Origin of the sequence: Rhizohabitans arisaemae, assembly GCF_025996515.1 — a bacterium.
GTDB classification, from domain to species: Bacteria; Actinomycetota; Actinomycetes; order Streptosporangiales; family Streptosporangiaceae; genus Rhizohabitans; species Rhizohabitans arisaemae.
Genome location: NZ_BLRH01000024.1, coordinates 54,175 through 68,235 on the forward strand (window position 1 = coordinate 54,175; position 14,061 = coordinate 68,235).

Genomic DNA, 14,061 nt, shown 5'->3' on the forward strand with positions numbered 1-14,061 from the left:
CGAAGACTTCCTTACTTCCCGGCGAAGACCTCCTTGCCGAGTTCGTCGGCGATTTCGCGCATGCCGGAGGCGAGCTCGGCGGGGCCGACGGTGTCGACCCGTTCGGCGGGGCCGGAAACGGAGAGCGCCGCGACGACCCGGTCGCCGTCACGGACGGGTACGGCGAGGCAGTGCACGCCGATCTCCTCCTCCCCGAGGTCGAGCCCGAAGCCCCGGTCCCTTACGACGGTGAGTTCGGCGAGCATGACATCGAGGTCGACGATCGTGTTCGCGGTGCGCCTGGGCAGCCCGGCCCTGGTCAGGATCGCCGCGGCCTCCTCGGCGGCCCGGTCGGCCAGGAGCACTTTGCCGACCGCCGTGCAGTGCGGCAGCACCCGGCGGCCCACCTCCGCGAACATCCGCAGCTTTCTGGGGGAGGCCACCTGGGCCACGTAGACCACGAAGTCGCCTTCGAGCACCGCGAGGTTGGCGGTTTCACCGGTCAGCTCGACGACACGGGAGAGGTAGGGGCGGGCCCACAACCCGACCATGCGCTCCGCCGCGCCGCCGACCCTGAGCAGCGAGCCGCCGAGGGCGTACCTGCGGTCGGCCTCCTGGCGGACGTAACCACGGCGGAGAAGCGTCCGCAGCAACCGGTGGATCGTGCCGTAGGGGAGCCCGGTCCGCGCGGCGATCTCCGACACCCCGCCTTCGCCGCCGTGGTCGGCGAGGGCCTCCAGGATGTCGAGGGCCCGTTCGACGGATTGAACGCCTGACTCGCTCATGCACGCAACGCCTTTCGCGACAGACCCCGCAGCGAGGCGTCCAGGACCTGCGCCGTGTGGGCGACCGGGAGACGCACCCCGGCCCGGGAGAGGGCGGAGGCGATCTGCAGGGAGCAGCCCGGGTTGCCCGAGACGAGGAGATCGACGCCGGTGGACCGCACATTGGCGGCCTTGAGGTCGCCGAGCTCCCGCGCCGCATCGGGCTGGAACAGGTTATAGGTACCGGCCGAGCCGCAGCACGTCTGTCCCGAGGGTATCTCGCGGAGGGTGAGCCCGGGGATCTGCCGGAGCAGCGTCCGCGGCTGAGCGGTGATCCCCTGCGCGTGGGCGAGGTGACACGCGTCGTGGTAGGCGACGCTCAGGGGGAGCGGGTGGCGTTCGGCCCGTGGACCGAGCTCCATGAGGAACTCCGTGAGGTCGTGGAAGGCGAGGGGGGCCGCCCTTTCCCGGAGCGGGGAACCCTCCTTGAGGGACGACCCGCAGCCGGCCGCGTTGACCACCACCGCGTCCACCCCGGCCCGGGTGAACACCTCGCCGAGCCGGTCCGAGAACCGGGCCGCCTCCTCGGCTCTGCCGGAGTGTTCGGAGAGCGCGCCGCAGCAGCCCTGCGCTCCGGGGATGATCACATCGCAGCCCTCCATCGCGAGCACCCGCGCCGTCGCCGAGTTCACCTCGGCGAAGAAGGCGTCCTGGACGCATCCGGTGAGCATCCCGACGACCGCCCGGCGCTCGCCGCGTGCCCGGACCACCCGGGGGAGCCGGATCCTAGGCCGGATCGGCGGCACGAGCTCGGACATCGCGGCCACCGGCGCGGGGAGGAGGGGACGGATCCGCCGCCTGAGCCCGGGGTGCTGATAGAGGCGGAGCGGCCCGCGCAGCAGGCGCAGCCGCCGGGGGTAGGGGAAGAGGTGGAAGACGAGCGTGCGCAGCGCCCGCTCCCACGGCGGTCGCCGGTACGACCTCTCCACCTCGGCCCTGGTCTGCTCGATCAGTAGGTCGTATCGCACCCCTGAGGGACAGACCGGTACGCACGCCATACAGCCGAGGCAGGCGTCGAAGTGCCCCGCCATCTCCGGGGTGATCGGGACACCGCCGACGTGCTGCTCCATCAGGTTGATCCGGCCGCGGGGTGAGTCCATCTCCTCACCCCACAGCAGATACGTGGGGCAGGCCGGCAGACAGAAACCGCAGTGCACACAGTCGTCGATGAGTTCGGGGTCTATGCCGCTCACCGCTCACACACCTCCTGTTCGCACACGGCTTGTTCACACACGGCCTGTTCACATGCCGCTGTTCGCACACCTGCCAAGTCACACACCCCCCACAAGCCGACCCGGGGAGAGGAGACCCTGGGGGTCGAAGCGCTCCTTGACCCGGCGCATCAGCCGTACCGCACCGCCGGGTCCCCAGACGTCGACTCGATCGCGTACGGCGCCCGCCGCCCGCCGCACGATCACCACCCCGCCCAAGGCGGCGAGGTTCCCACGGATTCTCATGATGAACGCGGCGGTGTCCGGGGCGTCGGCGGGATCCTCGGAAACCCCCACGTGGAGCAGTCCGAACCCGCCGCGTGTCCGAGCGGCCACCGCATGGTCGCGGGCGGCCTCGTCGATCTCGCCGAGCACCTCCGAGAACCGCCCGACCGGGAACCGGACCTCGATCAGCGTGCCGTCGGGGTGGGTGCCCCACCAGGGTGGCGGCCGGTCCGACGTCCGGCCGTCGCCGAGCGACCGCCGCAGCGCCGCCGCACGGCTCTCCGCGGCGCCGCCTTCGAAGAGCGCCGCCACCTCGGGCGGCCCCTGGGCGGAGTCCCACTCGATCGCGCTCGGTGCCGCCTGCGAGTGCAGCAGGGTCCGCATGGCCGACACGGCGGTGGCCCGGTCGGCGGGATTCAGGATGAGCCAGGCACATGCGGCGGGGAGCGGGTGGAGCCGGAAGACGGCCTCGACGACCAGGCCCAGGGTGCCGAAGGCGCCGGTGAACAGCTTGCCCAGGTCGTATCCCGCGACGTTCTTGATCACCTTGCCGCCGGAGCGGGTGATCGTGCCGTCGGCGAGGACGGTCGTGACGCCGATGAGCAGATCCCGCGGGGCGCCGTACCGGAGTCGGCGCGGTCCGCAGACCGCGGTGGAGATCGTGCCGCCGACGGTGGCGCCGCCCACCGGGTCGTCGAGGGCGAGCTGCTGTCCCTGCTCCGCGAGGATTCGGGCCAGCGGGTCCAGCCGTACCCCCGGCTGGACCCGGACGACCAGGTCACCGGCTTGATGTTCCAGGATTCCGTCGAGGTTTCCCAGGTCGACGAGGAGGTCGGCCCGGCGCGGCGGATTCCCCCAGTCCAGTTTGGTGCCGGCCCCGCGTGCCGTGACCGCCAGATCGTGATGGGCGGCCAGGCGCATGAGGGCCGCTGCTTCGGCCGCCGTGGCCGGCGCCGCCGTCCAGGACGGGATGACACCCGTGATCGCGTCGTCCTCGGTGGCCTCGCGGACGTCGGGGCACACTCGGGAGAGCGCGGCGAACAGGCCGCGGTCCGCGGTCACCACAGCTCCGCCTCTCCCGACGCGACGAGGGGATGGACGCCGCGTCTGACCCCCGGTACCTCACCGCAGAGCCGTGGGGTTGGAAATATCTTGCCCGGGTTGCACAGGTTCCACGGGTCGAAGGCACAGCGGAGCCGATGCATCGCGTCCAGGTCGTCCTCGGAGAACATCCTCGGCATGTAGCGGGATTTGTCCACTCCGACCCCGTGCTCGCCGGTGATGGACCCGCCGTGCCGGACGCAGAGGTCGAGGATCGCCCCGGAAAGCTCCTCCGCGCGGGCTCCGGCCCGGGGGTCGGCGTCGTCGAACAGGACGAGCGGGTGGAGGTTGCCGTCTCCGGCGTGGAACACGTTCGCCACGCGGCAGCCGTACTCCGCGGAGAGGGCGTCGATCCTGGCGAGCACCTCCGGCAGGGCGGTGCGCGGAACCACCCCGTCCTGCACGATGTAGGCGGGGCTGATCCTTCCGACCGCCGCGAACGCCGATTTGCGGCCCTTCCAGATCGCCGCCCGTTCCACGTCGTCCGCGGCGATCCGGATCTCGAAGGCCTCGGAGCAGAGATCCACCACCTGCGCGTACTCGGCGGCCACCTCCTCTTCGGGGCCGTCCAGCTCGACGATGAGCACGGCCCCGGCACCTGGGGGATACTCACAGCGCACCGAGGCTTCGGCGGCTTCGATCGCGAGCGCGTCCATCATCTCGATCGCGGCGGGGACGATCCCCGCCCCGATGACGGCGGAGACCGCGCGCCCGCCCGCCTCGGTGCTCTCGAACGCCGCCAGCAGGGTCTTGACCTTCTCCGGCAAGCGGGTCAGCCGGACCGTCGTCTTGGTGGCGATGCCGAGGGTGCCTTCGGACCCGACGAACGCGCCGAGCAGGTCGTACCCCGGATCCAGGGCGTCCAGCGTGACGATCTCCCCGTCGGGGGTGACGATCTCCGCGGCGAGGACGTGGTTGACGGTGAACCCGTACTTCAGGCAGTGGGCGCCGCCGGAGTTCTCGGCCAGGTTGCCGCCGATGGAGCAGACCTGCTGGCTGGAGGGATCGGGGGCGTAGTAGTAGCCGTGGGGCAAGGCGGCCTGGGTGATCGCGAGGTTGGTGACGCCGGGTTCGACGACGGCTCGCCGCCCGACCACGTCGATCTCCAGGACGCGGCGCATGCGTGTGGTCACGATGAGGACCCCGTCACCGCGGGGCAGGGCGCCCCCGGAGAGCCCGGTCCCCGAGCCGCGGGCGACGTAGGGGGTCCGGGTCCGGACGCATTCGGTGACGACGGCGGCTATCTGCTCGGCCGTCGTCGGCAGGACGACCAGGCCCGGGGTCGTCCGATGGACGGTCAGGCCGTCGCATTCGTAGGTGCGCAGTCGCACCGGGTCGGTGATCACGCTGTCGGAGCCGAGCAACCCCGTGAACCGCCGCGCGAGCTCACCCAGTCGATCGGCCATCGTGTCATCCTTTCCGCGGTGTCGTCACCGTCGTGCCCGTTCGGTCGGCCGCTTCAGATGTCCGCCGGTCGCAGGCGTCCGGTGCGGACGGCGGACCCCGGAGCCGCGACGCGCCAGCCGGGTGAACCGGCGTGCGGGTTCCTGACGACCGTGACGTCGACGATCGGCGGAATGCGGTCAGTGGCCATACACGCAGAGTAGCCACTTGGCGTTCGGTGCTGTCAAGGTGTTCATCAGCTTTCGAAATAGAGCTCAATATTTCGAAACTAGTCTCGATAACATTCGGAGGGTCTTCATGCTTGGCCCTCGAGAGCCGTACGGAATCCTGATCCGTCCGAGGACGGATCAGGACCGTCTTGGCGTTCACGTCATGGCGGCGTACGCGGGGAGCGTGAGGAACTCCGCGAAGTCGTCGTCGAGGGCGACCTTCGTGAAGAGCGTCACGGCTTGCCCGTACAGCGCCTCGTCGTAACCCGGTTCGGCCGCGATTCCGGCGAGCTCCTCGGCGATGATCCGCTCAACCAGTTCCTTGGTCACGGTCGTCCCGTCGGAGAGTTTCACCGCGTTGTGGGTCCACTGCCAGATCTGGGATCGGGAGATCTCCGCGGTGGCGGCGTCCTCCATGAGGTTGTGGATGGCGACGGCGCCGTTCCCCGCCATCCAGGCGGCGAGGTAGCGGAGGGCGACGTCCACGTTGCCGCGCAGGCCCGCCTCGGTGATCTCGCCGGGGGTCTTGGCGACCGAGAGGAGGTCGGCGGCCGAGACGCTCACGTCCTCGCGCAGGCGGTCCAGCTGGTTCGGCCTGCCCCCGAGCACGGAGTCGAAGACCTCGCGGCAGACCGGCACCAGGTCGGGGTGGGCCACCCACGAGCCGTCGAAGCCGTCGCCCGACTCCCGGGTCTTGTCGCCGCGGACCTTCTCCAGGGCGACCGTGTTGACCGACGGGTCCCGCCGGGAGGGGATGAAGGCCGCCATGCCCCCGATGGCGTGGGCACCGCGCCGGTGGCAGGTCCGGACCAGAAGCTCGGTGTAGGCCCGCATGAACGGGGCGGTCATCGTCACCGAGTTCCGCTCCGGCAGCAGGAACTCACGGCCCCGGGTGCGGAACTTCTTGATCACGCTGAACAGGTAGTCCCATCGCCCGGCGTTGAGACCCGCGGAGTGCTCGCGCAGCTCGTACAGGATCTCCTCCATCTCGAACGCGGCCGGGTAGGTCTCGATGAGGACGGTGGCCCGGATCGTCCCGCGGGGGATGCCGAGGACCTCCTGCGCCCGGACGAACACGTCGTTCCACAGTCGCGCCTCCAGATGGGACTCCATCTTCGGCAGGTAGAAGTACGGGCCCCGCCCCTTGGCGAGCTGCCGCCGCGCGCAGTGGAAGAAGTAGAGGCCGAAGTCGAACAGGGAGCCCGACATCGGCTCCCCGTCGACCAGGAGGTGCTTCTCGGGCAGGTGCCAGCCTCGCGGCCGGACCACGATCACGGCCAGTTCCCCGTCCGGCCGGAGCGCGTACCGCTTGTCGCCGACGTTGAAGTCGATCGTCCTGTCCAGGGCGTCCCGGAGGTTGAGCTGCCCCTGGACCATGTTCTCCCACAGCGGGGAGTTGGCGTCCTCGAAGTCGGCGAGCCAGACCTTGGCGCCCGAGTTGAGGGCGTTCACGGTCATCTTCCGGTCGGTGGGACCGGTGATCTCGACGCGCCGGTCCACCAGGCCGGGGGCCGGTTCGGCCACCCGCCACGAGGGGTCGGCGCGTATGCCGGCGGTCTCGTCGAGGAAGTCCAGCGTCCCACCCGCCTCCAGGTGTGCCTGCCGCTCCTCCCGCGCCTTGAGCAGGTCCTGTCTGCGTGCCCCGAATTCCCGCTGAAGCAGGGCCAGCAGGTCGAGTGCCTCCGGGGTGAGGATCTCGTCGTACCGCGGATGGAGTGGGCCGGTGATCTCGACACCCTGCATGACACTCACCAGTCTTTCCGTATAGTGGAAAATATCTTTCAAATTGTGGAATAACGCTACTTTGTTGGACTGAGCTCGGTCAACACGCTGGCCTCCTCCCCGGGGGTACGTCCCGGTAATCCCTGAGGGGGAGGGCGAAGACCGCTCCCCAGGGGGAGGAACCGGGGCCGCACCGCAGGCGATACTCCCTGCCATGGGAATGGCACAACGGGTCTGCGGTCCGGCCGTGGTCCTGGCGTCGGCGCTGGCCGTCGCCGGATGCGGGATCATCGGCACCGAATCGCGGGAGACGAAGACCTACCAGGTCGCGGATGCGGTGCACACACTGGATGTGCAGTCGGGAGCCGGGGACGTCACGGTCGTGGAGTCGGATCGGTCCGGCGTCGCCGTCACGGAGACGCTCTACTGGGGAGGCGACCGGCCGACGACCGAGCGCCCGGTGTCGGGTGGGACGCTGACCCTCGCCTACTCGTGCGGGGGCGGTCTGTTCGGCATCAAGAACTGCGGTGTCGACTACCGGGTCGAGATTCCCCGGGGGATGAGGCTCGTCAAAGTGGGCACCGGGGCGGGGGACGTCCGGCTGGAGGGGGTCGGCGCGACGCTCGACATCGGGGCCGGAGCCGGCGACATCACCGCGGTGAGGCTGGTCGCCGGACGGACGAAGGCCGAGTCCGGGGCCGGTGACGTGGATCTGGCCTTCACCGACGCCCCCGACCAGGTGGAGGTCGAGACGGGTGCCGGCGACGGGACGCTCCGGCTGCCTCCGGGACCCTACGCGGTCACGCTGCACACCGGCGCGGGAAGCGAGACGGTTCACATCGACCGGGATCCGAACGCGCCGCGAAAGATCAGCGTGCAGACGGGGGCCGGGAACGTCAACCTGCTTAAGGTTTAACCGGATGAGAGTTGCCGTCCCGCCGTGGGAACATCTGGGGGAAGACGTGGGGGCGTCGAGGCGTTGACCTAATAGAGATGACATTTATGCATAAAGACTCTTACGTACCTGATAACGACCTTCTCGATGAGGATTACCCCGAGAACGGTGATCTGGATCTGGCCGAGCGCCGGGCGTTGCGCCGGGTGGCGGGGCTCTCCACCGAACTCACCGACATCACCGAGGTCGAGTACCGCCGGCTCCGGTTGGAGCGGGTCGTCCTGGTCGGCGTGTGGACCGGTGGGACGCTGCGCGACGCCGAGAACTCGCTGCAGGAACTCGCGCTGCTGGCCGAGACGGCCGGGTCCGAGGTCCTGGAAGGGCTGATCCAGCGGCGTCAGCGGCCGGACCCGGCGACCTACATCGGATCGGGCAAGGCCGAAGAGCTGCGTGAGATCGTCATCGCGACGGGCGCCGACACGGTGATCTGCGACGGTGAGCTCGCCCCCGGGCAGCTACGCCGGCTGGAGGAGCTCACCCAGGTCAAGGTCATCGACCGTACGGCGCTGATCCTCGACATCTTCGCCCAGCACGCGCGGAGCCGCGAGGGCAAGGCGCAGGTCGAGCTGGCCCAGCTCAACTACCTTCTCCCCAGGCTTCGCGGCTGGGGTGGGAACCTCTCCCGCCAGGTGGGCGGTCGCGCCGCCGGGGGTGTGGGTATCGGTGGCCGCGGTCCCGGTGAGACCAAGATCGAGCTGGATCGGCGCCGGATCCGGACGAGGATCGCCAAGCTGCGCAGGCAGCTGTCCGAGATGACGGTCTCGCGGGAGACCAAGCGGTCCCGGCGCGAGGACCGGGAGGTCCCCGCCGTCGCCATCGCCGGGTACACCAACGCCGGCAAGTCCTCGCTGCTGAACAGGCTCACCGGGGCGGGGGTCCTGGTGGAGGACGCGCTCTTCGCGACGCTGGACCCGACGGTCCGGCGCGCGCGCACGCCGGACGGCCGGGTCTTCACCCTCGCCGACACCGTCGGATTCGTCCGGCACCTTCCCCATCAGCTCATCGAGGCGTTCCGCTCCACGCTGGAGGAGGTCGCGGACGCCGATCTGATCCTGCACGTGGTGGACGGATCGCACCCCGATCCGGAGTTGCAGCTCGCCGCGGTACGCGAGGTGCTGGCCGAGATCGAGGCCTCCGACATCCCGGAGGTCGTCGTGGTCAACAAGGCCGACGCGGCGGATCCCGTGGTGCTCGCCCGGATCACCTCCCGCGAGCGCCACAGCGTGGTCGTCTCCGCGCGGACGGGTGCGGGCGTCGAGGAGCTGCTCGCGCTGATCGAGCGCGATCTGCCCAGGCCCGCACGGGAGATCCACGCCATGGTTCCCTACAGCCGGGGAGACCTCGTGGCACGCGTCCACCGGGAGGGTGAGATCATCTCGTCCGAGCACCACGGCGACGGAACCGTGCTGCACGCCAGGGTCTCGGCGAGTCTGCTGGCGGAGCTGGAGGGCTTCCTGACCCCCGCGTCGGCCACGCGCTGACCCGGGGGCGGGGGCCAGGCGGACCGGTGACTCGGACAAAAGCCGGAGGCGGTATCAATGGCGGCTTTTGCGGTGTTTTTCGCGGACCTTGAGTGCCGTCGTGATCACCACTACGATAAGGAAAGTCTTAGCGGTAAATAGCGTTAAATTTGTGATGCTTCCTTTGGCGACTTCGAGAATGGCCGTGCCAGGAGGGGGCTGCTGCGGCAATTAGGCCTTGACCTGCGGGTGAGTGAACGAGGACGCTGTAGGTGGGCGGGAAGGTCGAACCGGATGTCGTGGAGGGGACCCGGCGTTCTTCCCAATAACCCTGTACAGCGAGCCGACCTGTGAAATAACGTAACTGAACTGAAATCGCCAGCCTCGTGAACGGCGATCATCGAGTGGTGCCCACCGCCGGCCGTCCGGTTGCGGTGCAACCCTGGCAGCGGTATGAGGATGAGAGCAGGAGACCCCCGATGGCGTCCGGACGTCGTGTTGGACACCACGCGAACGCGTGTGGGCTATCGGCTGCGCGTGACCTGGGTTACTCTCACGACACGACAGATGCCCCCTTTCGGGCGATCCGCCGCACTTCTCGGGCGCGTCGGCGGGCGGTGATGCGATGACAGTACGGTTGTTGACCAACATCGGCCGGTTGTGGACCGGGTCCGATGTCTGCAGCAACGCCGCGATCCTCGTGCACAACGACCGGATCGCCTGGGTGGGCCGTGCCGCCGACCTCCCGCAGAACGTCCCCGGCGTCGTCGACGACATCGTCGACGTCGACCACGTGGAGAACCTCGGCGGCGCGCTGGTGACCCCGGGGTTGATCGACGCGCACTCCCACCCCGTCTACGCGGGCAACCGCTGGGCGGAGATGGCGATGCGCTCCAGCGGCTCCAGCCACAGCGCGATCACCGCGGCCGGGGGCGGCATCGCCTCCACCGTGACGGTCACCCGGGGAACCGACCCGTGGACGCTGTGCAACGGGGTCCGGGAGCGGCTGCGCGAGTGGCTGCTGTCCGGCACGACGACGGTGGAGGCCAAGACCGGCTACCACCTGACCCGGGACGGCGAGCTCGCCGACGTGCGCATGCTGCGCGAGCTTGAGAAGGAACCGATGATGCCGCGCATCCACGCGACCTTCCTCGCCGCGCACGTGGTCCCGCCGGAGTTCTTCGGCCGGCAGCGTGAGTACATCGAGGCCGTCGGGACCTGGTGCATGGACGCCGCCGCGGCAGGTGCCGACAGCGTCGACGTCTACTGCGACGACGGGCACTTCAGCGTCGAGGAGGCCCGCTGGGTGCTCGCCTCCGGGCGCAACGTCGGGCTGCTGACCCGCATCCACGCGGGCGCGCACAGCCGGAACGGCGCGGTTCAGCTCGCGGCCGACATGGGCTGCGCCTCGGCGGACCTGCTCCACCACACCACCGAGGAGGATCTCGTCGCGATGGCGCGGTACGGCGTCCCCGCGGTGATCTGCCCCGGTACCGCGCTGCAGCAGGGCAGCTCCCCGCCGGTGCGCCGGATGCTGGACCAGGGCATCACCGTCGCGCTCGGCACCGACCACAACCCCGGGCACTGCGGCATCACCTCGATGGCCCTGGTCGTCGGGCTCGCCGTCGCCGCGTTCGGGATGAGCGTGACCGAGGCGCTCAGGGCCGCGACCCTCGGCGGCGCCTCCGTCCTCAGCGCCCCCGACCGGGGCGTTCTGGCGCCGGGACGGCTCGCGGACATCGTCCAGTGGGACGCCGACCACGAGGGCGCCTTCGCATGGGCGTTCGGTCTCCGGCCCCGCCGGGTGTGGCGAGGCGGGCAGCCGGTTCAGTGATCGGCCGCCCCCGTCCGGGGAGCCGTAGTTGTCCACAGGTTCGGCTCCCTCGGCGCCGGCGGTCCACAGAATCGGATTCGGTACGGCCACGGGCCTCGTCCCCCGCCTACCGTCGGGCAGGTGGAGACGACCCGAAGGGCAGGTCAGGGGCGTGGTGGCGAGGCTCCTGACCCGTATGCCCGCCTGAACGCACTCGCCCTCCCCGGTCCGGCGCGACCGGACCGCGAGCACGTGGCCGTCGAGCACGAGCTCTCAGACGGCGATCGCCTGCCGCCGTCGGGGCGGCTGATCGCGGAACCCGCCCCACCACGGGGGCCACGTGTTCCGCTCATCGAACGGTCGGCGCGGTTCGATCTCGGCGGCAGAGGTCTCCGGGTCCTGGTTCTGGCCGGAGTCGCCGCATCGGTCGTCGCGGGGGTCTACGCCTGGCGTTCGGCTCCCACCCCTGAGCCCGTCCCGGTCGCCGTCCCGTCCGCCGACGCCGGATCGCGGTCCGGTCCCGTGCCCGGGGAGGGTCCGTCGCCGAGCGCCACGGCGAGCGTCTTCGTCCACGTCATCGGAGGGGTTCGCCGGCCCGGCGTGATCGCGTTGCCGGTGGGGGCGAGGGTGCGCGACGCCGTGGACGCCGCCGGAGGGGTACGTGCCGGATCCCGGGCGGGGACGCTCAACCTGGCCCGCAGGGTGGTCGACGGAGAGCAGATCGACGTGGGCGCCAAGCAGCCGGCGGTCACCGCGGGGGGTAACCCGGGCACCGGGCCGGAGGGCGTCCTCGACCTCAACCTCGCCACACCGGAGCAGCTGGAGACGCTCCCCGGCCTCGGGGCCGTGCTGGTCAAGCGGATCGTCGACTTCAGGATCGGCAACGGGGGATTCCGCAGTGTCGAGCAACTCCGTCAGATCTCCGGCATCGGCGAGCGCAAGTACGCGGAGATCAAGGACAAGGTGCGGGTCTGATGTCGCCGCTTGCGCTCCCCGCCCTGGCCACCTGGGTCACGACGTTCGTCCTGCTGTTCACCGAGCTGCGGACGGCGCTGGTCGTGGCGGCCTTGGCCGCGGTGGCCGCGGGGGTCGTCGCCCTGTCGCCGCGGGGGCGGGTCGCCACCGGGGTCCTGGTCTGCGTGGCGGCCGCCTCCGTCGCCGTCGGTCTCCGGCTCCACGTGGTACGGGACGGGCCGCTGACCGATCTCGCCGCGGGCGGGGCGACGGCGGCCGTGGAGGTGGTGCTGACCGACGATCCCCGGCCGTCGAAGCAGGGGACCCGGACGGTGGTCAAGGCCACGGCCGTACGGCTGGACGCACGGCTCCGGCTTTCGGCCCCGGTCGTCCTGCTCGCCTCCGGACCCGGATGGCGGGGGCTGTTGCCCAGCCAGCGGGTCCGGGTGATCGCGCGGGTGCTGCCACCGGGAGAAGGGGACCTGGTCGCGGCCCTGCTGGCCGTACGGGGACCGCCTGAGGTGCTCAGCCCTCCCTCGCCGGTGCAGAGCGTCGCGTCCGCGCTGCGCGCCGGGCTTCGGGAGGCCGCCGGGGGGCTCGCCCCGGCGGAACGGGGTCTCCTCCCGGCGTTGGTCGTCGGAGACACCTCAACCATGGTGCCGGAGGTCGAGGAGGACTTCACCGCGGCGGGGCTCTCCCACCTGACCGCCGTCTCCGGCTCCAATCTGGCCGTCATCGCGGGTGCGGCGGTGGCGGTGACCAGGTTCGCCGGGCTGCCGCTTCCCGTCCGCGCCGTGCTCGCCGCCCTGGCCATGGTCGGCTTCGCGGTGGTGGCGCGGCCCTCACCGAGCGTGCTCCGGGCATTGCTGATGGGGTTGATCGCTGCGGCGGCGCTCGGCACCGGCCGGAGGAAGGACGGTTTGGCGGCGCTTTCCGCGACCGTCCTCGCCCTGCTGCTGTTCAATCCCGAGCTGGCGCGGTCGTACGGCTTCGCGCTCTCGGTCTTCGCCACCGGCGGCATCCTGGTGCTGGCACCGCGATGGCGGGACCGGCTGGCGGTGCGCCTGCCCATCCTGGCGGCCGAGGCGCTCGCGGTCACCGCGGCCGCCCAGGTGGCCTGCACCCCGATCCTCATCCTGATGTCGGGGGAGCTGAGCCTGGCGGCGATCCCCGCGAACCTGCTCGCGGCTCCGGCCGTGGCCCCGGCCACCGTGCTGGGGTTCGCCGCGGCGATCGTCGCGCCCGTCTGGACTCAAGGGGCGTCCTGGCTCGCCGTCCCGGCGGGATACGCCCTCGGCTGGATCGTGACCGTCGCGCGGACGGCGGCCGGGGTTCCCGGTGCGGTGATCTCCTGGCCCGCGGGGGCGCACGGGCTGATCCTGCTGGGGCTGCTGGGCGGCGCGGCGTTTCTGGCGACACGGCGGAGGACGGTCGCGGTGGTCGTCGTCTGCGCGTTGGTCGCCTACGTCGGGGTCCGGCTCCTGGCGGCGGCGTGGCCGCCTCGCGGCTGGGTGCTGGTGGCGTGCGACGTCGGCCAGGGCGACGCGCTGGCGGCCGCGGCGGGGCCGGGGAGTGCGGTCGTCGTCGACGCGGGGCCGGACCCGGCGACGGTGGACCGATGCCTGCGCAGGCTCGGCGTCCGCCGGGTGCCGATTCTCGTGCTGACCCATCCACACGCCGATCATGTCGACGGGGTTCCGGGGGTGCGCCGCGGCCGGACCGTGGGGCTCACGGTGATCAGTCCCCTGGCACCCGGACCGGACCGGGGGTGGCCCGCACGGACCGCGGCACGCTGGCGTCTCCCCGGCGTGACGGTGGACGTGTCGGCGCCCGTCCCGGCCGTCGGCGTGAACAACGCGAGCGTCGTCGTCCGGCTGGAGTGGCCGCACGGGTCGGCGCTGCTGACCGGGGACGTCGAAGCGGAGGCGCAGCGGGAGCTGGTCCGCCGGGGCGTGCCCCGCGTCGACGTCCTCAAGGTTCCGCACCACGGGTCGGCGGATCAGGACGCCGCCTTTCTCGCCGCCACGGGGGCGCGGACCGCCCTGGTCAGTGTGGGGGAGGACAACGATTACGGGCACCCGGCGGAGGCGACGACGTCGCGGCTGAGGGCGCTCGGGATGCGGGTGTTCCGGACGGATGAGGCGGGCGACCTGGCGGTGGTGGTGCGGTCGGGGGTGTGGACGGTTGTGTCCCGAGGGCGGTGA

General features: G+C 71.0%; 11 protein-coding genes. 5 read left to right on the forward strand and 6 right to left on the reverse strand.

Annotation, left to right across the window (positions count from 1 at the left end; translation table 11 throughout):
- Positions 1–11 precede the first annotated feature (11 nt).
- The 6 genes from RUR_RS10545 to aceB form a co-directional block, all read right to left on the reverse strand.
- Positions 12–764: an IclR family transcriptional regulator gene (locus RUR_RS10545; RefSeq protein ID WP_283134786.1), complete on the reverse strand. Its 753-nt coding sequence runs from the start codon at positions 762–764 to the stop codon at positions 12–14.
- Positions 761–1,987 carry a (Fe-S)-binding protein gene (locus RUR_RS10550; RefSeq protein ID WP_283134962.1) on the reverse strand — a complete coding sequence of 409 codons (1,227 nt, stop codon included), beginning with the start codon at positions 1,985–1,987 and terminating at the stop codon, positions 761–763. Before RUR_RS10550 ends, RUR_RS10545 begins: the two co-directional genes overlap by 4 nt.
- Positions 1,988–2,074: 87 nt before the next feature.
- Positions 2,075–3,301 (reverse strand): FAD-binding oxidoreductase, encoded by a 1,227-nt coding sequence (locus tag RUR_RS10555; protein ID WP_283134787.1) that lies wholly within the window; start codon positions 3,299–3,301, stop codon positions 2,075–2,077.
- Complete coding sequence (locus RUR_RS10560; protein ID WP_283134788.1) at positions 3,298–4,746, reverse strand: FAD-linked oxidase C-terminal domain-containing protein; 1,449 nt, start codon at positions 4,744–4,746, stop codon at positions 3,298–3,300. Before RUR_RS10560 ends, RUR_RS10555 begins: the two co-directional genes overlap by 4 nt.
- A gap of 53 nt (positions 4,747–4,799) precedes the next feature.
- Complete coding sequence (locus RUR_RS10565; protein ID WP_283134789.1) at positions 4,800–4,934, reverse strand: hypothetical protein; 135 nt, start codon at positions 4,932–4,934, stop codon at positions 4,800–4,802.
- Positions 4,935–5,109: 175 nt separating this feature from the next.
- Positions 5,110–6,696, reverse strand: a complete 1,587-nt coding sequence (gene aceB, locus RUR_RS10570; RefSeq protein ID WP_283134963.1) for a malate synthase A — start codon at positions 6,694–6,696, stop codon at positions 5,110–5,112.
- Positions 6,697–6,889: 193 nt separating this feature from the next.
- On the opposite strand from aceB, the gene RUR_RS10575 reads away from it, so the two are divergent.
- The 5 genes from RUR_RS10575 to RUR_RS10595 all read left to right on the forward strand — a co-directional run bounded on the left by RUR_RS10575 (position 6,890) and on the right by RUR_RS10595 (position 14,061).
- Positions 6,890–7,591: a DUF4097 family beta strand repeat-containing protein gene (locus RUR_RS10575; protein ID WP_283134790.1), complete on the forward strand. Its 702-nt coding sequence runs from the start codon at positions 6,890–6,892 to the stop codon at positions 7,589–7,591.
- A gap of 86 nt (positions 7,592–7,677) precedes the next feature.
- Positions 7,678–9,111 (forward strand): GTPase HflX, encoded by a 1,434-nt coding sequence (hflX, locus tag RUR_RS10580; RefSeq protein ID WP_283134791.1) that lies wholly within the window; start codon positions 7,678–7,680, stop codon positions 9,109–9,111.
- A 604-nt stretch (positions 9,112–9,715) separates the two neighbouring features.
- On the forward strand, positions 9,716–10,924 hold the full coding sequence (hutI, locus tag RUR_RS10585) for an imidazolonepropionase (RefSeq protein ID WP_283134792.1): 1,209 nt from the start codon (positions 9,716–9,718) through the stop codon (positions 10,922–10,924).
- Positions 10,925–11,044: 120 nt separating this feature from the next.
- On the forward strand, positions 11,045–11,878 hold the full coding sequence (locus RUR_RS10590; protein ID WP_283134793.1) for a ComEA family DNA-binding protein: 834 nt from the start codon (positions 11,045–11,047) through the stop codon (positions 11,876–11,878).
- Positions 11,878–14,061 carry a ComEC/Rec2 family competence protein gene (locus RUR_RS10595; protein ID WP_283134794.1) on the forward strand — a complete coding sequence of 728 codons (2,184 nt, stop codon included), beginning with the start codon at positions 11,878–11,880 and terminating at the stop codon, positions 14,059–14,061. The genes RUR_RS10590 and RUR_RS10595 overlap by 1 nt, the downstream gene beginning before the upstream one ends.

What these genes read in the sequence shown, in the direction of transcription:
- hflX (WP_283134791.1), top strand. Translation starts at nt 7,678, where the DNA reads ATGCATAAAGACTCTTACGTACCTGATAACGACCTTCTCGATGAGGAT.
- RUR_RS10575 (WP_283134790.1), top strand. Translation starts at nt 6,890, where the DNA reads ATGGGAATGGCACAACGGGTCTGCGGTCCGGCCGTGGTCCTGGCGTCG.
- RUR_RS10560 (WP_283134788.1), bottom strand. Translation starts at nt 4,746, where the DNA reads ATGGCCGATCGACTGGGTGAGCTCGCGCGGCGGTTCACGGGGTTGCTC.
- aceB (WP_283134963.1), bottom strand. Translation starts at nt 6,696, where the DNA reads ATGCAGGGTGTCGAGATCACCGGCCCACTCCATCCGCGGTACGACGAG.
- hutI (WP_283134792.1), top strand. Translation starts at nt 9,716, where the DNA reads ATGACAGTACGGTTGTTGACCAACATCGGCCGGTTGTGGACCGGGTCC.
- RUR_RS10545 (WP_283134786.1), bottom strand. Translation starts at nt 764, where the DNA reads ATGAGCGAGTCAGGCGTTCAATCCGTCGAACGGGCCCTCGACATCCTG.
- RUR_RS10595 (WP_283134794.1), top strand. Translation starts at nt 11,878, where the DNA reads ATGTCGCCGCTTGCGCTCCCCGCCCTGGCCACCTGGGTCACGACGTTC.
- RUR_RS10565 (WP_283134789.1), bottom strand. Translation starts at nt 4,934, where the DNA reads ATGGCCACTGACCGCATTCCGCCGATCGTCGACGTCACGGTCGTCAGG.